The sequence below is a fragment of the Bremerella sp. TYQ1 genome (assembly GCF_020150455.1).
Lineage (GTDB): Bacteria > Planctomycetota > Planctomycetia > Pirellulales > Pirellulaceae > Bremerella > Bremerella volcania_A.
Genome location: NZ_CP083740.1, coordinates 909,422 through 930,490, shown reverse-complemented (window position 1 = coordinate 930,490; position 21,069 = coordinate 909,422). Strand labels below are relative to the sequence as shown.

Here is a 21,069-nt window from a genome sequence, read left to right as displayed (position 1 = left end):
CTAATCCAGAAGGTTTCTCCTTCGGATTATCGAATCCAACATCGCCACGTTTGCGACCACCGAAATTTGGAAAGTCACCTGGATTTGCTGCTGCCAGCCGCGACTCGCTACTCAGATGTCAAGTTAAACGTGAATTGAGTATTCTCTACATCGACGTTCGCCGTTAGCGTCGACTTTTTGTTGTATTTGACCGGCACAAGATCTTTGAACTCCTCACGCGGGTCAGTCGATTGAACTATTGAGTGAATAACAATCGTTTTCTCGCCAGGCGGCACCTTTGCCGAAAACTGCCCTTCTTTAATATCAGCCGAAGCGACCATTCCGTCGGCAATATCCTTTTCTGAACGAAAGGAAATAGAGCCCGTCTCCAAGGGCTTACCATCGAGAGTAACGCTTCCACTTACGTCGAATCGCGTTGGAAGCTTGCGTTCAGAATTGCAGCCAATTGCAGATAACCCGACCGAGATAATAACCAATAGAGTAGTAGAGAAAGCTTTCATAGGGCCGATTCCGTGTGGGATAGTTTGGCATGTGCCGGGCAACAATCTGTAAGTCTCGTCAAATGGGGCGAAAGGTCGAACGCCCCATTTGAATTAATCAATACTTTGTTGTTGTCGAAGTTATTTCGGACTTAGAAGGAGGACAAGACTTCGCCATCAGACCTATTAGCCAAACGGGCCATGGTGCTTGTATCGATCGTTTCAGGAATGAAACGCACCGAGGCATCGCCGACCAGTGCCAAGACACCTCCTGGATGGGCTGATCGAAGTGGACTGTTATAACCTAAGCCACTCACACCGTCGGAAGAATCTGAAGTGTATTCAAAGGATTTGCCAGGGTTGATGATATACCTCAGGGTTACGCAATTGTGCACGCGTTTCGAGCCGGTATTCCGCTGATAGCCCGCCGCGAAACCATGCGTTGTGCCTGAACGGACATCTGCACGATTTCCGCCGGAGGTGTAAACATAATTACCGATTTCGCTCACGACGATCGTGTTACTGCTTCCATCGGAAATCGAGGCGAACGTGTTTTGCGACTTCCTCGTGAGAACGCCATTATTGGCACTGACACCAAACGCGGTATCAGTCGTGTCATCCTGACCGGTCACGCCACCAAATCCATCGACGTGCCCAGCGATAGCAATATAGTCAGCGACCATCGTCTTAGGAGTCGAATTGGAAAACTCTTGCTCCATTGGAGAAGATGGGCAACGAAAAACGTCAAACGTAGTATTTCCAATCGCGTTTTCGATCGTGCTCGAATAAAAGCTCGTATTCGGGAAATTACAGCTATCGTAGGCATTGCCTAACTCTAGAAATGGCATGCTGTGTGCCATCCACGAATGCCCACCAGGACCTGTGTATCCGTTGCCGAAGGGTCGCGTGTTATCACATGCGCCTGGAGGAAAACGACCAAATGTATCGTGAAAGTTATGCAGAGCGAGGCCCATCTGCTTCAGATTGTTGGTGCACTGGGTGCGGCGTGCCGCTTCACGAGCCTGTTGTACAGCCGGCAAAAGTAGCGCGATCAGAACACCAATAATGGCGATAACAACCAACAGTTCAACAAGGGTAAAACCCTGTCGAGAACCGGAATTGGAAACGTGAGGCATGAGAGTCTCCCAATTAATGAAATGAGAATGAGGCTTGATAATGAAAAGTGGAACAGACCGTGAAACGAGAAGTAAGGAAGGCTCAGGTTACTTTGCCGTTAGGGACGTCCCTTCTGGAAAAGCTCTCCCACCTGATCTTCCGTCAATGGCACACCATAGATGGTCATCTCATCGATGCGCCCATTGAGATTGCGGATTTTCTGCCAACCCGTTTCGTTTGCCGGGCTCCAGTTACCGATCGTTGCGAATTCGAGTGTCAAGTCGCCGCGTGCCGCATTATCGATTGACTGATTCGAGATAAGTTCGCCATTTAGAAAATGACGAACGCGAGAATCCACCGAATCGTAGACAGTCGCTACATGAGCCCACTGCCCGACATCCTGCAGACTGAAGACATTCGGGGAACGATAGTGAGCGGTGTCTGATGCACCCTCTATCCACATGCCTAGCAACAGGTGCCCTTCCTGGTGAATTTGCCAGTGTGGCATGTTGTTGTTGAATTCATCGGTAAGCAACAAGGAACTGAAACGTCGATCTAGTCCGTCCAGCCGCACCCAGGCCGAAAAGGTCATCGACAGGTAACTTCCTGGAATATTCAGACGTACTCGATCGCCTGGCCGCTTGAATTCCAGGCTCGATTTATCAGGCCAGCGACCAGTTGCCCATTTAGCTCCAACGATAGCGCCTTGAATGATCTCGCCGTCAGCTCCGTAGCCCAGCAAAGTGCGATCATTCGCGGGGTCTCGCTCAAATGGAAAGTACGCCGCGATGCGAGGATCAGAGATAACGACATCACGATGTTCCTGCCATTTCTCATAACGCTCAATTGAGTGACTACTGGTCAGACTGGCCAACTCATGAGAAGACACAAAACTAAGCTGGCTAGTATCAGCCGGTTCGCTCAGCCCCTCGGCGGTGATCGAAATAGCCTTCCCCTTGGTAAGCTCGCGCCGGGTTTCTTCGTTACGACTAGACTTCGGTTCGTAAAGTTCGACTTTGCCGTCAAAGACTTGCACGTCCACAGAGCCATCGTCCCCAACAGCCATGCCGAATTCTGTCCCCAGATCGACCAGTTCCAAAGTAGGCGCCAGAATCGTAAAGCCCTGAGCAGGCTTGGGAATGTTCGCTCGCAACTTACCGTAGTGCAGATAGAGGTTCTTAGCATCGACGATTTCGACAGAGGCTGGCCCTTCTGCCACGACCGTTGCACCGCTATAAAACTCTAATTGGATGAGCCCACTGTCCCAGTTCAGACGCTTTGGAGAAACAGTTTCTCCTTCCCTCCAAGAGACGGTTTCAGCACCTCGAATGCCCACAATGCGAGTGAGCAAGGCAACTCCCGGGTCGTGCAATTCTTGACTCTTGGGTGCCACTGCGATCGGGGAAACGTCGCGGGCAGAGTCTGGCACTTTGTCAAATGAAAAACTGAAAACGGCGATCAAAACGGTAGCGGCGATCGCAGCAATAGCCAGCACCCATGGCCGCCAATCCGTCGCCCTTGTCCGTTCAACAGGAGGAACTGATTTTGGTTCATGGCTGGCCTTAAGCACCGATCGGATAAAGTCCGTAGAGTTGTCTTCAGCAGCGATTCGCGTCTGAAGAGACTCAAGGTACTTTTCTTCCGTTCGGCGAAGATCTTCGTACTGCGATAGTCGATCGCTAACAACCAAATGATCTTTTAGCGTCTGCAGGTTCTGGTCATTTTCGCGTGCCAATGCGACGAGTTCGTCCAGCTCCTTCTCTGACGCGGCGTCGTCCAGCACGAGCGCAATCAATTCATTAAAGCGCTGTTGATACGCCAACGTATTCTCCTGACATTTCGAGGTTGTAGTACTATGACCGAGTTTTTACGCGAACAACTCAGACTGGATCGATCGTTTGCTGTTCAACGCAGACTTTCAACTGTTGCCGAATTCTCATGAGGGCTTGCCGGACGGCTGCAGCAGTCATGCTTAAATGATCGGCCAAATCCGTTGCATTCCAGCCATCGGAGTACCGACCGGTCACAATCTCACGACTCTTAGGAGGTAGTTGCTCGACACAATCTCGCAAATGCGACAAGCGTGCACGCTGCCAATAGGGATCGTCGTCGTGACAATCAGCGTCCTGCAAGAGCAGTTCTGCGAATCCTTCATGCAGGATCCGTCTTCTCCGAGCATCCTTGCGGATTTCGTTTCTCACCAAATTGCGAGCGATTCCACGCAACCACTTACCAACGTCTTGCTGCTGCTCGAACAATTCAGGGTCGCGCAACGCAACCAAAAATGCTTCCTGAGCCAAGTCATCCACCCAATCAGGGTCGACCCCAAGCATTCGCACGAATGAGCGCAGCTGTACGTGATTCTCGGCGACCATCCGCTCGAATGATTCGTCGGCACGACCGTTTTGATTGTTCATTTGCACTTACTATGTCGTGATGAAGCCGAGTGTGAGGCAGATAATGCAAAAAGTGGCAGAAAAGATGATTCGAGGAAACTTTGAGAAATGTCTGTTACACATTCCCTCCACACGACAAGGTAATAGGCGACACCCTTGCGCGTGCGGATTGCATTCCTAACGCGTGCCCATTCCGAATTAAATTCCTATTGAGATGCTGTAATTTGGGGGCAGATAGCAACTCGCTACCAAGATGATTATTCGGTCACTCATCGTTTTCTGGAGTTATTCTGTCGTGGTTTTCATCTGTTTGCCGGAGCACTTTAGCAAAGGGCGAAGGTCATACCGAATCGCTTTCACCTCTGAGGGCCGCACTTCGGTATTCTCGAGGAGAGCATCCGACGACACGAATGAACGCATCATTCAGAGTACGCAAGCTACTAAAACCACTACGTTTTGCAATTTCCTTAACAATCAGTTCCGTTCCTAATAGTTCACGTTTTACCCGTTCAATCCGCAGGCGCTGAATCTCGCCAGCTACAGTTCGCTTCAGATGCTTTCTGAATTCAGAGGTTAACTTCCTGCGCGAAATGAGTAAGGCGTTGGCTACATCGTCAACCGAAATTACCCGATGAAGATTTGTATCAATAAACCGCAAGGCTTGTCGCATCAAGTCGTTGTCGATCGCGATAAAGTCCGTGGAACGACGAGCGACTACACCAGTTGGTGCGAGGAACAATTTAGTGGCAGGTTCTTTTTCACGACTCTTAGAGGACTTCCTTTGCCCGTCCATAAGCTTGTCGAGAAGTCGAGCCGCTTCATATCCGATATTCTCGTATGGTATTTCCAGGCTCGTCAGACTTGGTTCCGGATGCAGGCACAGTTCCTCTTCGTTCGTCCCGGCAATAATGGCGACGTCTTCCGGCACACTCCAACCTCGGTCGTAGCAGCTTTCAATGATCACGCGAGTGATATCGACATCCGCGATGAAAAGGCCGATGGGAATTCGCAAATCGTCGAGCCAAGACTCGATCTCCTTCCGGGCACGTTTCCAACGACGATAGTTGGCTTCGGTGTCTCCGATTACCGTCCATGGTCCTTGCAAATATAGCCCCTTACACGGGTATCCTACCGATCGGACTGTCGTGGCGAATGAACTCGCTTCTATATTCTGCGCAGCTGAGTTGTAGGAAGTGAGTGTGCCAAAACTTCGAAAGCCGCGGGAAAGAAGATGCTCCGCCCTGAGCCTTCCACAGGCAGCATAATCGGCGAACACGCCCGAGGTATTCGTTTCATCCGTTTCGTAAAGTACGTTAACTACAGGCAACTGTCGACGATGAGCGCGGACAATATCTTCGGCCGAAAGACGACCAATGATGCCGTCGAAAGGTATCGGCCGGTCTGCTTGAACGAGAATCGAACGGCTTGCCCAATCATCAACGATCAGATGCCAATCATTTACCTCACGCGCAAACTTGTGCACCCCGGCAAACACGCTGACGTGTCGCTTGTAGGGCTGATCGATTTCCATCTGCACGCCGATTCGCTTTTTCCCTTCCATCTTACCTGCCCTCGCATTGCCCTTTATCGCTACGAATTTGCCCATTTTCGCTATCAACCAAGTGTATCCTAGAGATGACCTCCATTAAAGAGTCATGCGAAACAGCAACATGCCTTCCCGGGAATGGTTGGAGAGGAAAGATGCTTCACAGCCACTTACTTCGATCCCACCCTATTACTGACTTAGGGAAGTACACAGAAGCCATCTGCAATGTTCAATTCGTTGTCGCATTGATTCTCAGCACGTTCGTCCCATTGGCAACCAATCAGGCACATGCTGCTGAATTGCCGAACATTCTTCTCATCATGGCGGATGACCTCGGATACGGTGACGTGGGCTGCTACAACCCGGAATCAAAGGTCGAAACACCGAACATTGATCGACTGGCATCCGAAGGCATGCGATTCACCGATGCCCATAGTCCTTGCTCTGTCTGCACGCCTACGCGGTACAGTCTCATGACGGGACAAATGGCCTTTCGTATTCCCAACGGCGGACGTGTTTTCAGCGGAGCAGGTGGACCATCTTTGATTACTCCAGATCGCTTGACGCTTCCGAAGATACTGCAGCGTCAAGGCTATCACACTGCCTGTGTCGGAAAGTGGCATGTAGGACTGACCTTTCTTGACCATGCAGGCGAGCCAATTCATGAAGGTGGCCTAAATGGTGTTCGCAAAATCGACTTTTCCCGAGAGATTCTCGGAGGGCCATGTGACTGTGGATTTGACGAGTTCTTTGGAACGGCCTGCTGTCCAACCACCGACTGGCTATATGCGTTTATTGAGGGCAAACGAATCCCAGTCCCCCCTGCTAAACAACTAGACAAAAAGAGTCTGCCCAAACATCCGTATTCCCATGACAATCGGCCGGGTCTGGTTGCCCCAAATTTCGATCTTGAGGAAGTCGATGTTACATTCCTTGAGAAGAGTAAGCAGTTTCTACTAAATCACATGAGAGACGAGCCAAACCGCCCATTCTTCCTTTTTCACTCGACTCAGGCGGTTCATCTTCCTTCCTTTCCCAGCAAGACATTCCAAGGAAGCACCAACGCGGGACCTCATGGTGACTTCATTTTCGAGCTTGACTACATCGTTGGAGAGCTTCTTCGGACGCTCGAAGACTTGGACCTCAGCGAGAACACGATTGTCATGTTCACCAGTGACAATGGCCCAGAGGTGACTTCGGTTTACCACATGCGGAAAGATTACCAGCACGATGGCGCGCGGCCTTGGCGCGGGGTGAAACGCGACAACTGGGAGGGCGGTCATCGCGTTCCCTTTATCGTGCGTTGGCCAGGCAAGATTCCTGCGGAAACGACCTGTTCACAAATGATGTCATTGACGGACGTCATGGCAACTTTTGCCGATGTCGTAGCAGCTCAGCTACCCAACGACGCAGCCGAAGACAGTTTTAGTATGATGCCGGCCATGCTGCAGCAGGAAAGAGGAGCGCCAATACGACCTTACATCTTGCATCAAGGCTTCTTCGGCGAAATGAAACTCGCTATACGCCGAGGTAATTGGAAGTACCTAAATCACCAGGGTTCCGGTGGAAATCGGTATGACAATAATCGAATGCTCGAACTATATCAGTTGCCTTCCACGAATGCGGATAACGCCCCAGACCAACTCTATAACCTGGCAATCGATCCCGGCGAGAAGCACAATCTCGTTGATGTACATCCGGAAATCGCCAAGGAGTTAAAGAAGCTGTTAGCCGAATCGATTGAAAGAGGGCGCACACGTCCCAGCCAAAACTAATTGTGCTTTTTGGCTGACAGATATTGAACTAATCCGTCTTCAATGACGGTTTCCCATGCATGCGATCCCTGATCAGGCCATTCTAAGCGAAGACGAAACTATTGCTGACTTCCGGTTGTGCTGACATCGTGCGCAAGAATTATTCTGGTGCTCGAAATACCAGCACGTTTCGGTTCTACAAGTGCCCGATTCCGCGAGTATTTTACGGCTACGAACAAGTTCTTGTTTTGTTTTTTTGATCTAAAACAATAAACAAGAGTTAAACACTTGCAGCCATGAGACTTACTCGGACTGACCTCGCTTCAGTCAGACATCCGGCACGCCAATTGCAAAATACGAGTTGCGGTGCTTTGGTCGCCTTGGATCGATCCATCAAGTGCATTATTTCATCTATTTACTTGAGGTCTTTTATGTCGGGTGCATTCAAACAACGTGCGTTTACGCTTGTTGAACTGCTAGTTGTCATTGCCATCATTGGAATTCTCATAGCACTATTGCTGCCAGCTGTTCAGCAGGCACGAGAAGCAGCAAGACGAATCTCATGCAACAACAAGCTTAAGCAGATTGGGTTGGCGCTTCACAACTATCACGACACGAATCTTTCGTTTCCTCCCGGAGGCGACTATCGCTCGAACTACAACGTTAACTCTTCTTCAGCAACGTGGTGCAAGCAAGGTACCGCGTCCAATGTTGGCCCATCGTGGACAGTCACCATTCTGCCATATATCGAACAAGACAACTTATACGATACGCTTGATCTGACGGCGAGCTTTGGGGGTAACAACTTGGCTACGTCCGGAGCCAATGCCAGCCTCATCCCTCAACTTGATTCCTTCCTATGCCCTTCCAATCCAGAAATTGGCGCTCGTATCAGCCACTACTACGGCGTCATGGGCGGTGACAGCTCAGACACGTGTGCCGGTACAAATGCTGGCAATCGGTACTACGGTCGCAATGGAACCCTATATCCCAATAGCGGTACCAAGTTCAGAGATCTGACCGACGGGACGACCAACATTCTGATGGTGGGTGAGACTCGCTACAACACAGATGATGGAAACTCACTTGTCTACTGGTCCTCACCAGGTCGAGGCGGCATCAACGCGACACCGATGAACATGGCCGTGCTGAAGTTTCACATCAATCTGTTTCCCGAGCCCTCAACGCCTTCGGACGATAACTCGTACCAAAGCTCGGGTTTCAGCAGCTATCACCCAGGAGGAGCCTTCTTTACCCTGGGCGACGCCTCGGTCAGTTTCATGGCGGAAACGATGGACATCAATGTTCTGCAGCAATTGGCGATTCGCAACGACAGTTTGCCAATTGGAGGCTTCTAATTATGAAACATCAAAATCTTTCGATGGCCATTCTGATTCTCATCAGTACGCTCGGCTGCTCTTCCCAAGAGCAGTCTCGTGGCTATCAACTGTCCGGAGAGGCAACATGGAAAGGTCAGCCCATTCCCCTGGGGATGATCATATTTAGCCCGGATGGAGCCGAAGGTAACGCAGGCCCACAATGCATCGCAAAAATCAAAGATGGCAAGTTCGAAACCGATGGAGTCAAGGGGCACGTAGGCGGCCCCCATCGTGTTGACTTGTTCGCCACCGACGGCATTCCAGCCATGATCGACGGAGCGATGGACGAAAAAGGGACCGCTCTTTTTACCCCCTATCAAACGAGTTTAACCCTTCCTTCGGAAGACGGAACCATTTCGATCGAAGTACCAGCAAAACATAAATAGCCGCTATGCCTCCTAATAAGTTCTAAGTTCTGGCGGAGGAACTTTTGCAATCCCCCTAATACCGTTCCTGTTTATATTCAGTTTCGATCAGTTGGAGAACGTCATGAATCGTAGAGTGCAAGGGTTTACACTTGTCGAACTTCTCGTTGTCATCGCCATTATCGGTGTCCTCATTGCCCTGCTGTTACCTGCCGTCCAACAGGCTCGTGAAGCTGCCCGAAGAATGCAGTGCACAAACAACCTAAAGCAGATCGCATTGGCGGGGCATAACTTCCACGATACGTACGGAGGCTTCCCCTCCGGCATTCCCGACTCCGTTCCCACACATATCGGCAATCCCGAATTCGGCTGGGGTGTCCACCTCTTTCCGTTCATGGATCTGAACAATCAGTATGAAGCCATGGGAGTCGGCAAATACAAGCTGTACGAAGTTATCGATGCATTAGGTGATATGCCAGGCTCGACTCCAATCCCAAGCTACCCAAATCAGTTCCAAGGATTCGTCGCTGCCACTAGTAGTCTGATTTCTACCTGGAACTGTCCGAGCTCGAACAACGAGATTACGACAACATTTAGCGGTGGATCTTTCACCGATGCTAATGGGACTTCGTACAACAACCGTTATCAGCGCGATGAAGGGGTTGCGACATCGACGTACGTAGGGAATAACGGCCGCAATAACGTAACAGCAGTTCTCGACATGGGAGGTGTCTTCACCTACGTCAAAGAGATCAAGTTCCGAGACATAACCGATGGAACGAGTAACACGTTTATGATTGGTGAAAAAACCATTATCGGCAGTGACAAAGATACGCCCAGTTGGCTTGGACCTTCCAAATCACATGGCAACTCGATTCAGCCAACACTGGTACTTAGCACCGTTAACTATCCGCTAAATCCGGGTGTCAGTAATCCGGGAACAGAACGTTGTGCATTTAGCAGCATGCACCCTGGAGGGGCAAATTTTGCTTTCGTCGATGGGTCAGTACATTTCATCGGCGAGACAATCAGCTATAACACCTCCGCTAGTAATCTTGGGATTTATCAGCGGCTAGGAGACCGCCAGGACGGCCAGCCCTTAGGACAGTACTAGTACCGATTGAATGCCGGCGCCCAATTTTTCGGGTTACCAGATAACACGAAAAAGTCGCAGGCGAAAGCGCATGTCGCCTGCGACTATTTCATGCTCGTCTGATCACAATCAGAGTCTTAACCGTCAACAATTTGCGTGAGGATCAACATGTCGTATCGATTCTATCTTCATTCAATGGTCGCTATTGCTACGACTTTGCTGGTTTCAATGGGATGTAGTAACTCGCCTGAGATCGCTACAGGAGAAGTGACGGGTACTATCACGATCAACGGAGTGCCGACCGAAGGTGTTTCGCTGAGCTTCGTACCCGAAGCGTCGATCCGACCATCTTTGGCAACCACCGATAAGCAAGGAAAATACAAAGCTAAGTTTATCTCATCACAATCAGGCGTAGCGTTGGGACCATGCGTGGTTGAATTCTCAATTTATCGGGGTAACTCACCGACGAACTATCTGCCGAAGAAATTCAACGTCAATGCAGCTCAGACCCCCGATTTTCATTTGGACATCACAGAAAAGGGCATGGTATTCGACTACGACATCGTTTACGACGGCGAGGTCCCACCGTTGTAGAGATCGCTATACCGAAGCGAGACGAGCAGCGCCCAAAGTCGATCAGTCATCATCGGGAGTAATACTTCTAAACGCGCTGGGTGTCTGCCCAATTTCACGTTTAAACACTGCACAAAGTTGCTCCTTATGGCTGTAGCCAGCCAAGTGTGAAATCTGCTCGAGCGTCATCTCCGTCTCGCGCAATAGCTGCTTCACCTTATTCAATTGAACATTGGTAATTTCTTGACGCAGTGTCCGTCCAAGTTCTGTCCTAAACCGCCGTTCGAGTTGACGTCGCGACAGTTCAGTAAAACCAGCGACAATCTCGACATTGATTCCTTCACAGGCATGATCGCGAATCAAGCGGCAGATCCGCGCAACTTCACGATCTTCAACAGCTGTTACTTCCGTCGACTGACGACTAATCACCTTCGAGGGCCGTACTAATTCGATCGATGTTGGTGTCGGGTAGCCATTCATCATCTCATGCAGCACCTCAGCGGCTCGAAATCCTACTAGTTCGGCATTGGGATTTACACTCGAAAGAGGAGGTGATGTTAATGGACAGATTGCGTCATCATCGTCGACACCAATCACCGCAAGATCGTCAGGAACGGCGATCTCTAACGTGCGACAAGCGTTGAGCACTTGTTGACCACGAATATCGTTGCATACGAAAATTCCAGTCGGAAACTTTAGCGAGTTAAGCCACTCGTACATCTGCTGTAGATCAACCAAGCCTGACTCTTCTAAGCTTGTGAGCAGCGTGTTAGGTTTCCCTGGAGATTCATAAACATCCAATGGACAATCATTCTGTTCAACTAACTCACGGAAAAAGTCCCTTCGCATTTCGGAATACCGAGCGAAACGAAAGCCGCAATAAGCGAACCGACGAAATCCTCGTTCCCATAAATGCTCAAATGCCATCTTGGTAACGATTCGATTATTGGTTTCTACACGTGGAATCGCGGGAAAATTGCGACTGCACATGACGTCAACAATCGGAACTCTTAGTGCCCGCAAAGAATCAACAGTATGGGTATCAACTCTCGCGATAACCCCACTGGGTGCAGCCTTTGCCATCCACTCGGGCAATGTGGAGTCGATGGTCATCTCTTGATGAAGCATCGACCAATTTGTTCGAGTCCGCGCAAATGAAGAGACACCGCGAAGCAAATCTCGACCATATCGCCGCGATGTTTCGACAAGGAGAACTATTTTGGGGCGCGCCGAGATCTTCATCTAGAAGGGCTTATCAACAGCTGTCGTAATTTCATAGGCAACCCTTCCAATTTTACCTTACCAGACACTGATTTTGCAGATGCCAGTCTCCTGGCCGGCCCCAAAAAGCCGTACTTCCTCAAACCAACTAATTGGTGGGCTTTCAAAAGTCCATAACCTCGAAGACTTGTTATTGACGCTTTTCCTTAGCTGTCTCAGTAAATCCGTACATATTCACGGCATAAAGTCGTCAGGCACTAGTGCTACTCCGTACCAGTGCCCTCGCCTTCCATAATCGCAATATCGTTGACCTGCTTACCTTCTTCGACGTGAAACTCGAGACCACTCGTCCGCAAGTCTATGTACTTCGCGGGAATCTCAGCCAGTCCCTTTTGACGTTGCTGATCGATCTCACGCTGGCGACGGGGGGAAGCATTCATATAGGCATCGTACTCCTCCCCTGAGAGTGGCTCAGGGTCTTTAGGGACAACACAAATCTTATAGGTAGTGTCTGCTGGCAGGCCCGGCTTACCTCGATATAGGATGGTATACGTGCCATCGGCTCGCACATCGGCGCTACCAGCAACCCCCGATTCTTCATGGGCATAGACGACCTGACACCCCGTCAATGGCTGACCGTCACCGTCAATCACCTTTCCTGTTACTTCCCCTAGTGGAGTCGATTGACCCGCGTTGCAACCGAATAAAGCAGGAACTGCTAGACTCAGCAATAATAAGGCACTCTTCATATATAAATGACGCATAGAATGGACCACCTTATCATGAGACGTTAGTGGAAAAGAGAACTAGAAGCTAACGACTTCTCCATCGTCACGCGTTACGAGTCTCTTAAGCGTCGTCATGTTGATAGTTTCTGGTAGAAAGCGAACGGAACCATCGGTCAGAAGGAAATTTACTCCGCCTGGATGTGCCGAGTGGAGACCATTGTTTGCTCCGTGATTCTCATGCACTCCCGGCAGTGTGTAGTCATTATGATTGATCGGCCAACGAATCGTGGTAACCGAGAAGGCACGCCGATAGTTGCCAGTACCCGAATCAACCGTCCACCCTCGGTCGGTACCCATTCCGATGTAGTGACGCGAATCGACTCGGTACTTAGTGCCAGAGCTATCTTCAACGAAGTTAGCCCACTCGCTCACGACGCCAGTATTGGACGTACCATCTACGACGGCAGCCATACCCAATTCTTCGTTCGGCACGAGCACGCCTCCGCTGGCGATGATGCCATTGCTGTTGGAACCTCCACAGCAGTTGCAGCACTGCCGATTCCGACTTTCGGTGAAGTTTGAGTCCTCAACGGCCCCAGTCAGCCCGACGTATTGCGCGGAAGTCGCTGCTCGATTGCCGGCGGTCCCTGCTGGAAAGAGTTCTGACGCAGGATTGGAAGGACAGATCACGAAGTCGAGAACTAAGTCCTGGAATAGGGTGCGGTTGGTCGCGTTATTCCAACCACTGCTCGCGCGATCCGTTTGGTCATAGAGTGAATTCTGCTCAAGAAATGGAAGCAAGTAGATAAAAAACGACGGACCGTATCCGTTATTCTGTGCTTCAGCATTCGCGGCCCCAGCCGGGAAAGCCCCATAGGTATCGTGGTGATTGTGCAGCGCCAAGCCTATCTGTTTCAGGTTATTGGTACATTGCATTCTCCTTGCCGCTTCCCTGGCCTGTTGAACGGCAGGAAGCAGCAGGGCAATCAGGACCCCAATAATGGCGATTACCACGAGAAGCTCAACTAACGTAAATCCATACGAATGCGCGCGTGTCTTCATGAGATAGAATCCCTTGAAAATAAAGACGAAAAGATGAGGAGAAAAGTGACCAGGTTAGTGCTGCCAAAGGTACTAACCTGAAAGATTGATATATAAGAAGAGAAACAACCGGCGGCACCCTTACGGGCGGTTACCAAAAAATTGCCTTTGCTCTCTTTTTAGCATCTAACGCCAAGACTTGATTAATGAACTGCGTCATGTGGCTATGAAATTGCGACGCACGTACCGCTTTCGTTTCTCTCCAATTGAAGGCACAGCAACTCCGCAAATACTTTGGCACTGATGACTCTAACAAACGCTGACGCGTCTGTATTTTCCCTCTAACCCATCGTCGAATCCTCAGCCGAGAGTTCACGATCATCTCTCCAAGATCCCATGTCGTATTCTATGAGCATCTTCTTGGCTCCCTTTGTAGGCAGTTCTCCTTAGACATTTCAATTCCGATCACAAGGGAACCGACTTCACCGCTGTTGGGCACCTGCGTGCATCCAATACACCTGCACGACCGTATTCGTCAGAGTCCTCAAGATCCATTAACACAAGCCATGTGACGCATTTTCTTAGTGTTGTGTCGCAATTCCTCCTAGAACGAGACTCGCGCATCATTACCCTTAGCTAGAGAGCGGTTACAGGCATGACGATCGCCGGAAACGCACGGGATTCGGCACGGATCTCATTCTTCCTTCCGTTGATTTATTTCCTTGTCATTTCATTCTATGGATTCGCAGTAGTCTTCTTTGCAAATCGAGCCAAGAGCTAAATAGCGCCTGCGAACTTTTCATGGTTTTGATGAGTAAGTGCGAGGAATCGGGTCGCACATTCGACTCTATCTTCGCGCGAATTCCAGATACAACTCCCAACGCGGACGATGATGCATCAACCTACCCAGTCACAAAGCGTTTGGACGAACAACCTTCCCAAGGTTGGCATTCGTCCAACAATCGACGGTCGCCGTGGCGGCGTACGCGAATCGCTCGAAGTTCAGACGATGAATCTCGCTCGGCAGGTTGCAGCTCTCATTTCGCAGAACGTCCGCTACCCCAATGGCCTTCCCGCCGAATGCGTCATTGCCGAGACCTGCATCGGCGGCGTGCGTGAGGCGGCTGATTGCGAAGAGTTATTTCGCCAGAACAACGTCGGTCTCTCGCTAACGGTCACGCCCTGTTGGTGCTATGGATCGGAAACGATGGACATGACACCCGAGCGTCCTAAGGCCGTTTTTGGGTTCAATGGACCGGAACGACCGGGCGCGGTCTACCTAGCCGCTGCCCTGGCCAGCCACACGCAAAAAGGAATTCCCGCGTTTGGCATCTATGGACAAGATGTCCAGGATGCAAGCGACATGAGCATTCCCGCTGATGTCCAGGAAAAGCTCCTTGGCTTCGTTCGCTGTGGGCTGACCGTAGCACTGATGCGCGGCAAGAGCTACCTTTCGATGGGTGGAACGTCGATGGGAATCGCAGGCTCGATGATCGACACTGAGTTCTGGGAAAAATGGCTAGGCATGCGGGTAGAAGATATCGACATGACCGAGTTCATCGGCCGCATGAACAAGGGACAATACGATCATGATGAGTACGAATTAGCACTCGCCTGGGTCCGAGAAAAGTGTGTCGAAGGGGATGATGAAAACGCGGAGTCGTCCCGGCGTTCGCGAAGCCAACTCGATCGCGAGTGGTCGGACTGCGTCAAGATGGCCCTGATTGCTCGAGACTTGATGGTCGGAAACCCAAGACTTGCCGAATTGGGTCTGAAAGAGCAAGCCCAAGGGCACAACGCGATTGCTTCTGGATTTCAAGGGCAACGCCAGTGGACCGATCATTTTCCCAACGGCGATTTCCTAGAAGCGATCCTGAACTCTTCCTTTGATTGGAATGGTCGCCGGGCTCCTTATATCGTGGCAACTGAAAACGATGCATTGAATGCCGCCACGATGTTATTCGGTCACTTGCTGACCAACACGGCTCAGATTTTCGCTGACCTACGGACCTATTGGAGTGCCGCGTCAGTCGCTGCTCGTTGTGGCGGCTTTCAATTGGAAAACCCTGCAAATGATGGACTGCTACATCTCATCAACTCTGGCCCAGCGGCACTTGATGGAACGGGGCAACAAACAACACCAAGCGGCAAACCAACGATGAAACCATTCTGGGAAATTGGCGATGAGGAAGTCCAGCGATGCTTAGATGCAACCACCTGGCACCCTTCCATCACGGAGTACTTTCCTGGGGGTGGAATGAGTACGCGATTTCAAACCCGTGGTAACATACCTGCAACGATGACCCGAATCAATCTCGTCGACGGACTGGGTCCCGCGATTCAGATCGCCGAAGGGACGACTATAGAGCTACCTCCCAAAGTACACGCCGTACTCGACCAACGAACCAATCCAACATGGCCTACGACTTGGTTCGCTCCGCGTCTGAGTGGCCGGGGTGCGTTCACCTCAACCTACGAAGTCATGAATCACTGGGGAGCAAATCATTGTGTGTTGACCGCTGGCCATGTCGGGCATCTGTTCATCACGCTCGCTTCGATGCTACGGATCCCAGTGTACATGCATAATGTTGATAAGGAACGCATTTTTCGCCCGAGCGCATGAAATGCGTTTGGAACGGACAATTTAGAGAGTGCCGACTTTCGAGCGTGTCAGAACTTTGGTCCCCTTTATGGTCGCACGTAACTACACCGGAACGAAGTGTAACGATTGGCCTCAGGGATGACTCGCCTCCCATTCCTACTCGAAGGCCGGACAGAAGTTTCACGAGACTTAATTGTTTTAGCCCCTCCGAATCGCGACAATGAGATGAATATCCCGGCGTTGGATACCAATGAGCTTTGCATTTCCCATCGCCAACTTGCCACTGCATCTCTAATCCCAGAATAGCTATGAGCACCCTACCGAAATTAACGTTGCTACCTGAAGTCGAAAAGTTCCTCAGTCGAGAGCGTCTCACAAGCTTTGTGGGAGGTCAACCGTTTGCAAGTAGCAGTAATGACAGCATTACGACTTACGATCCTGGTTCCGGCGAAAAGCTCGCTGATGTCGAAGAACTGACTCCGCATGAAGTTGACCAAGCCGTTCAAATTGCGGACGAGGCATTCAAAAATACAACCTGGGCGAAGATGCCGTCGAATGAGAGAGCTGCCTTGATGCATCGTCTGGCCGATGCGATCGAGCAACACAAGGCGATCATCGGACAGATTGAATCGCTCGATGCTGGCAAGGTCGAAACCCAAGCTCAAGGTGACGTCCAGAACTGTGCCGATACGCTGCGTTACTTCGCAGACCTTGCTCAGCATATGAACCACCGCACGACCTTGGCCGTCAAAGGGCATGAAGCGTGGACGTTTCGCAAGCCATGGGGAACTTGTGCATTTATTTTCCCTTGGAACTTTCCTTTCCTGTTAATTGGTTGGGGGATCTCCCCTGCCCTGGCGGCTGGCAATACCGTTGTTATCAAGCCTGCGGAAGATACGCCACTCTCGGCAATCTATCTGGCCGAACTTGCCAAGGAAGTCGGCATTCCCGATGGCGTTATTAACGTGATCACGGGGCGCGGGGCGACCGTCGGGTCCGCACTGTCTAGCAACAAAGTAATTAAACGGATGTCGTTCACAGGCTCTCCAGAGGTTGGCCGTCTCGTTGGTGAAGCGTGTGGTCGCAACCTGGTACCCGTCAAGTTGGAATTGGGTGGTAAAGGCGCGGCAGTCATCTTCAATGATGTCGATGTCGAAGATACAGCCGAAAAGCTCGCCGCCGCTATTACGTTCCACACGGGTCAGGTGTGCTGCGATGCAACGCGATGGCTCGTGCATCAAGACATTTATGACGACTTCGTAAACCGATGTGTCAACCTTCTTTCAGCAGTCAAGATTGGCCATCAGCTCGATGCAAGCACCCAAATGGGACCGGTCGTGAATGCCAAGCAGCGTGAACGTGTCCTCGGCTATCTGGACAAGGGGGTCGCCGAAGGTGCTGAGTGTCTGCTCGGTGGAGGTCCAGCAAACGTCGAAGGATTCCCTGGGAATTTCGTCAAGCCAGCCCTCTTGGCAGGCTCGCTCGACAACACGGCGGCTCAAGAGGAGATCTTTGGCCCGGTTGCCTACCTGGCTCCTTTCAAGACGGAACAGGAAGCCATCGACATGGCGAATTACACGACCTATGGTCTTGCCAATAGCGTTTGGTCAGCCGATCTCTCTCGCGCGGCTCGAGTTGCTGAAGCGATGGTGGCAGGCAATAGTTGGATCAACGCCCATAACGTATTTGCCCAAGGTGTCCCCTATGGAGGAGTCAATCAGAGTGGTCTAGGTGGCGGCGTTCTTTCGGTGGAAACACTTCTCGACTATTACCGCAGCACCTCTGTCGTGCGGCCTCTTTAGTCGCGATTCTAGTCCCAGAAAGAACCTATGAGCACCCGATCTGATTACCTTCACCCACGTGATGAAATCATGCAAACGATGGATCGCATCTATCGTTATCGCATGACCACGACATCTGGTGGTAACCTTTCGATTCGCGACGAATCAGGCGACATCTGGATTACGCCTGCCCGTGTCGATAAAGGCAATCTCACGCGGAACGATATTATCCGCGTGAGATCCGACGGAACCGTGGAGGGCCCCCACCCTCCTTCGTCGGAATTTCCGTTTCATAAAGCGATATACGATGCCCGGCCAGATATCCGGGCAATCGTCCACGCCCACCCGGTTGCTCTGGTCGCGTTTAGTATTTGCCAATCGGTTCCTAATACACGACTGTTCCATCAAACGCATTCAGTCAGCGGCAAGGTCGGCTTCGCCCCCTACGCGTGTCCAGGCAGCCAACAACTGGGAAGTAATATCGCAAGCGCATTCGCGAAGGGATGCGATAGCGTGATCTTGGAAAACCACGGAGTAGTAGTCGGGGCCGAGTCACTTGCGCGGGCGTTTGAACGTTTTGAAGCGTTTGAGTTTGCTGGAAAGACCTTGATCAAAGCGAGCAAGCTGGGGAGCGTCCAATACCTGAACGATTCTCAGCTGGAACTCGCAGCAAGCCGCAGTGTGGATCTTCCGTCGATTGAGTCCGCAATAGCGAACCAGAAAGAGCGGGAGCTCCGCAAACAGCTTTGCGATTTTATTCGTCGCGGCTGCCGGCAACGACTCTTGATCAGCACTGAGGGCAGTTTCTCGGCACGTGTGAATGAGGATTCTTTCCTGATCACTCCCACTCAGCAGGATCGGGAGTCGTTAACCATCGAAGACTTTGTGCTCGTGAGAAACGGAAACCGAGAAGCCGGCAAAAAGGCCAGCCGCGCTGTATTGGCTCATCGAGCCATTTATCAGCAGCATCCAAGTGTCGATGCTATTGTGTTTGCCCATCCCGTCAATGCGACGGCATTCAGTGTTACTGACTCGGTATTTGATACGCGAACCATTCCCGAAAGCTACGTCTTTCTTCGTGATGTGGGCCGCGTACCTTACGGCGTTCAGTATCAGAACGATGGCAAGATCGCCAGCTACATATCGACCGCTTCTCCGGCGGCCATCTTAGAGAACGACGGCGTACTGGTAACTGGCTCGAGCGTACTGGATGCGTTTGACCGCTTGGAAGTTCTGGAAGCCACCTCGGAAGCCGTAATCAACGCGACCTCCATTGGCAACGTTTCTGCCATGTCGCAGTCAGTGATCGATGAACTTCGCAGCACCTTCAAATTGAGTTGACTATCCGTTTTACGTCCGTAATAGGTGACTCCTTTAAGAAACCAACTTGTCACAGAAGAATCATCCCAAATGCCTCTCTAAGCGTCGAGAGACCCCAAAATGACAACCATTCGTACCTCTTCTTGTATTTTTGCAATCTTAACTATGAGTATCTCTACGGTCCTAGGGCAGGAGTTGCCGCGAATACAACAGACCTTTCATGATGATGTAGCATTTCTCAAACAGCATACGCGCATCGTCTTACTCGAAAAAGGAGATAGCGCAGTGGCGATTGCTCCTGCGTATCAGGGCCGAGTCATGACCAGTACGGTCGGTAAGCACGATGGCCCTAGCTTCGGCTGGATCAACCGTCGTGTCATTGAAGCAGGCCTCCTATCCGACGATCAACGCAAAGGAACGCTGGAAGAGCACATCTACATATTCGGTGGCGAGGAGCGATTCTGGCTGGGGCCCGAAGGGGGTCAATTCGCGTTATTCTTTCAGCCTGGCACGAAGTTCGAGTTCTCCGCCTGGAAGACCCCCGCGGCCATCGACACCGAGCCCTTTAAGTTGGTCAAACAGACCGAAACTTCAGCCGAGTTTACCCATGACTGTACGCTGACAAACTACAGTGGAACCAAACTCAAAATGGGGATCCAGCGTTCGATTCGCTTGCTGGACGAATCGACTATCGCCAAAGCTCTACGCACAAAGGAAATGCCTAATGACGTACACATAGTTGCCTACGAGAGTGACAATCGACTGACAAATCTTGGCGAAAAGGCCTGGTCTCCTGAATCCGGTCTACCGTCGATCTGGCTTTTGGGGATGTATAATCCATCGCCCAAAACAACGGTTGTTATTCCATTCAAGCGTGGCGACGTGGAATCCCTTGGCCCGAAAGTAAACGACACCTACTTCGGTAAGGTTCCGAAGGACTGCCTTAAGGTTGAAGAGAATGTCTTGTTCTTCAAAGGGGATGGTACCCACCGAGGAAAGATCGGACTGACTCCGCAGCGATCGCAGGGGGTCGCTGGTAGCTACGACGCCGCCGCGGGAGTACTGACAATCGTTTCCTATAACGTGCAGGACGCCCCGCACGGATACGTAAATTCTATGTGGGAACGACAAGAGAAACCCTACGATGGCGATGTAATCAACGCCTATAACGATGGGGCACCTAGCCCAGGTGAGCCCCCACTGGGACCATTCTACGAGCTGGAAACCTCTTCCCCTGCCGCTGCGCTAAAGCCAGGGGAAACCATGCGTCACGTTCAACAGACGTTACACATTCAAGGGGACGAGGAAGAACTAACCCCGATTGTTCAAAGAGTATTCGGTGTATCGCTGAAGAAGATCGAATCGACGTTTCGTATGCCAAACAATTAGTTGGCGTAGCTCCCACAACAGCGCGTCCAATGGATGTCGCAAAACCATATCACGATGTCGCAATCCCCTACCAAGTTTGGTGATACATCAAGTTATATTTGATGTGATTCCATTGTTTTTCCGGCTAACTCGTCTTTATGTTTGCACCCTTTTTTCCTGGTGCTCATCCGGTTTTAGACCTGCGACCAGTGTGCATTCGAAAGAGCATTTGATTCGCCCAAACGCCAGACTGTGATTGGCGTAATATCACATCTTCTTCTCAATTTCCACCATGATGCATTCTCGA

The 21,069-nt window shown here is 50.9% G+C and carries 16 protein-coding genes and 1 pseudogene; 9 read left to right on the top strand and 8 right to left on the bottom strand.

Going from position 1 to position 21,069, the window contains the following annotated elements:
* Positions 1 to 107: 107 nt before the first annotated feature.
* The 5 genes from LA756_RS03420 to LA756_RS03400 all read right to left on the bottom strand — a co-directional run bounded on the left by LA756_RS03420 (position 108) and on the right by LA756_RS03400 (position 5,597).
* Positions 108 to 500 (bottom strand): hypothetical protein, encoded by a 393-nt coding sequence (locus LA756_RS03420; protein ID WP_224438483.1) that lies wholly within the window; start codon positions 498 to 500, stop codon positions 108 to 110.
* Positions 501 to 631: 131 nt separating this feature from the next.
* Positions 632 to 1,615, bottom strand: a complete 984-nt coding sequence (locus LA756_RS03415) for a DUF1559 domain-containing protein (protein ID WP_224438482.1) — start codon at positions 1,613 to 1,615, stop codon at positions 632 to 634.
* 98 nt (positions 1,616 to 1,713) lie between these two features.
* Positions 1,714 to 3,417, bottom strand: coding sequence for a LamG-like jellyroll fold domain-containing protein (locus LA756_RS03410; RefSeq protein ID WP_224438481.1), 1,704 nt, complete (start codon positions 3,415 to 3,417; stop codon positions 1,714 to 1,716).
* A gap of 58 nt (positions 3,418 to 3,475) precedes the next feature.
* Complete coding sequence (locus LA756_RS03405; protein ID WP_224438480.1) at positions 3,476 to 4,012, bottom strand: sigma-70 family RNA polymerase sigma factor; 537 nt, start codon at positions 4,010 to 4,012, stop codon at positions 3,476 to 3,478.
* Positions 4,013 to 4,331: 319 nt separating this feature from the next.
* The gene (locus LA756_RS03400) at positions 4,332 to 5,597 is read right to left on the bottom strand and encodes a substrate-binding domain-containing protein (RefSeq protein ID WP_224438479.1); all 1,266 of its coding nucleotides are present in this window, start codon (positions 5,595 to 5,597) and stop codon (positions 4,332 to 4,334) included.
* A 95-nt stretch (positions 5,598 to 5,692) separates the two neighbouring features.
* Between LA756_RS03400 and LA756_RS03395 the strand changes: the two genes are divergently transcribed.
* From LA756_RS03395 to LA756_RS03375, 5 genes are all read left to right on the top strand, one after another.
* Positions 5,693 to 7,312 carry an arylsulfatase gene (locus LA756_RS03395; protein WP_224438478.1) on the top strand — a complete coding sequence of 540 codons (1,620 nt, stop codon included), beginning with the start codon at positions 5,693 to 5,695 and terminating at the stop codon, positions 7,310 to 7,312.
* Positions 7,313 to 7,722: 410 nt separating this feature from the next.
* On the top strand, positions 7,723 to 8,649 hold the full coding sequence (locus tag LA756_RS03390; RefSeq protein WP_224438477.1) for a DUF1559 domain-containing protein: 927 nt from the start codon (positions 7,723 to 7,725) through the stop codon (positions 8,647 to 8,649).
* A 2-nt stretch (positions 8,650 to 8,651) separates the two neighbouring features.
* Positions 8,652 to 9,056 carry a hypothetical protein gene (locus LA756_RS03385; RefSeq protein ID WP_224438476.1) on the top strand — a complete coding sequence of 135 codons (405 nt, stop codon included), beginning with the start codon at positions 8,652 to 8,654 and terminating at the stop codon, positions 9,054 to 9,056.
* Between the two features lie 103 nt (positions 9,057 to 9,159).
* Positions 9,160 to 10,149 carry a DUF1559 domain-containing protein gene (locus LA756_RS03380; protein WP_224438475.1) on the top strand — a complete coding sequence of 330 codons (990 nt, stop codon included), beginning with the start codon at positions 9,160 to 9,162 and terminating at the stop codon, positions 10,147 to 10,149.
* Positions 10,150 to 10,296: 147 nt separating this feature from the next.
* A complete protein-coding gene (locus tag LA756_RS03375; RefSeq protein ID WP_224438474.1) occupies positions 10,297 to 10,722 on the top strand; it encodes a hypothetical protein in 426 nt (141 codons plus the stop codon).
* A 42-nt stretch (positions 10,723 to 10,764) separates the two neighbouring features.
* Here the strand turns inward: LA756_RS03375 and LA756_RS03370 are convergent, their stop codons facing one another.
* From LA756_RS03370 to LA756_RS03360, 3 genes are all read right to left on the bottom strand, one after another.
* Positions 10,765 to 11,829, bottom strand: coding sequence for a DNA-binding transcriptional regulator (locus LA756_RS03370; protein ID WP_315858339.1), 1,065 nt, complete (start codon positions 11,827 to 11,829; stop codon positions 10,765 to 10,767).
* Between the two features lie 356 nt (positions 11,830 to 12,185).
* Entirely contained in the window at positions 12,186 to 12,686 is a 501-nt protein-coding gene (locus tag LA756_RS03365; RefSeq protein ID WP_224438472.1) for a carboxypeptidase-like regulatory domain-containing protein, read from the bottom strand.
* A 42-nt stretch (positions 12,687 to 12,728) separates the two neighbouring features.
* The gene (locus LA756_RS03360; protein ID WP_224438471.1) at positions 12,729 to 13,712 is read right to left on the bottom strand and encodes a DUF1559 domain-containing protein; all 984 of its coding nucleotides are present in this window, start codon (positions 13,710 to 13,712) and stop codon (positions 12,729 to 12,731) included.
* Between the two features lie 868 nt (positions 13,713 to 14,580).
* On the opposite strand from LA756_RS03360, the pseudogene LA756_RS03355 reads away from it, so the two are divergent.
* The 4 genes and pseudogenes from LA756_RS03355 (at position 14,581) to LA756_RS03340 (ending at position 20,783) form a co-directional block, all read left to right on the top strand.
* Positions 14,581 to 16,395 (top strand): annotated as a pseudogene (locus LA756_RS03355) (L-fucose isomerase).
* A 206-nt stretch (positions 16,396 to 16,601) separates the two neighbouring features.
* Positions 16,602 to 18,095 carry an aldehyde dehydrogenase gene (locus tag LA756_RS03350; protein WP_224438470.1) on the top strand — a complete coding sequence of 498 codons (1,494 nt, stop codon included), beginning with the start codon at positions 16,602 to 16,604 and terminating at the stop codon, positions 18,093 to 18,095.
* A gap of 27 nt (positions 18,096 to 18,122) precedes the next feature.
* A complete protein-coding gene (locus LA756_RS03345; RefSeq protein WP_224438469.1) occupies positions 18,123 to 19,415 on the top strand; it encodes a class II aldolase/adducin family protein in 1,293 nt (430 codons plus the stop codon).
* Positions 19,416 to 19,559: 144 nt separating this feature from the next.
* Positions 19,560 to 20,783 carry a DUF6786 family protein gene (locus LA756_RS03340; RefSeq protein WP_224438468.1) on the top strand — a complete coding sequence of 408 codons (1,224 nt, stop codon included), beginning with the start codon at positions 19,560 to 19,562 and terminating at the stop codon, positions 20,781 to 20,783.
* The last annotated feature ends 286 nt before the right edge of the window (positions 20,784 to 21,069 follow it).

Bases quoted from the DNA above. Each gene is read 5' to 3' on its own strand.
- LA756_RS03390 (WP_224438477.1), top strand. From the start codon at position 7,723: ATGTCGGGTGCATTCAAACAACGTGCGTTTACGCTTGTTGAACTGCTA.
- LA756_RS03415 (WP_224438482.1), bottom strand. From the start codon at position 1,615: ATGCCTCACGTTTCCAATTCCGGTTCTCGACAGGGTTTTACCCTTGTT.
- LA756_RS03400 (WP_224438479.1), bottom strand. From the start codon at position 5,597: ATGGGCAAATTCGTAGCGATAAAGGGCAATGCGAGGGCAGGTAAGATG.
- LA756_RS03365 (WP_224438472.1), bottom strand. From the start codon at position 12,686: ATGCGTCATTTATATATGAAGAGTGCCTTATTATTGCTGAGTCTAGCA.
- LA756_RS03345 (WP_224438469.1), top strand. From the start codon at position 18,123: ATGAGCACCCGATCTGATTACCTTCACCCACGTGATGAAATCATGCAA.
- LA756_RS03350 (WP_224438470.1), top strand. From the start codon at position 16,602: ATGAGCACCCTACCGAAATTAACGTTGCTACCTGAAGTCGAAAAGTTC.
- LA756_RS03375 (WP_224438474.1), top strand. From the start codon at position 10,297: ATGTCGTATCGATTCTATCTTCATTCAATGGTCGCTATTGCTACGACT.
- LA756_RS03405 (WP_224438480.1), bottom strand. From the start codon at position 4,012: ATGAACAATCAAAACGGTCGTGCCGACGAATCATTCGAGCGGATGGTC.
- LA756_RS03340 (WP_224438468.1), top strand. From the start codon at position 19,560: ATGAGTATCTCTACGGTCCTAGGGCAGGAGTTGCCGCGAATACAACAG.
- LA756_RS03370 (WP_315858339.1), bottom strand. From the start codon at position 11,829: ATGCTTCATCAAGAGATGACCATCGACTCCACATTGCCCGAGTGGATG.
- LA756_RS03380 (WP_224438475.1), top strand. From the start codon at position 9,160: ATGAATCGTAGAGTGCAAGGGTTTACACTTGTCGAACTTCTCGTTGTC.
- LA756_RS03395 (WP_224438478.1), top strand. From the start codon at position 5,693: ATGCTTCACAGCCACTTACTTCGATCCCACCCTATTACTGACTTAGGG.
- LA756_RS03420 (WP_224438483.1), bottom strand. From the start codon at position 500: ATGAAAGCTTTCTCTACTACTCTATTGGTTATTATCTCGGTCGGGTTA.
- LA756_RS03360 (WP_224438471.1), bottom strand. From the start codon at position 13,712: ATGAAGACACGCGCGCATTCGTATGGATTTACGTTAGTTGAGCTTCTC.
- LA756_RS03385 (WP_224438476.1), top strand. From the start codon at position 8,652: ATGAAACATCAAAATCTTTCGATGGCCATTCTGATTCTCATCAGTACG.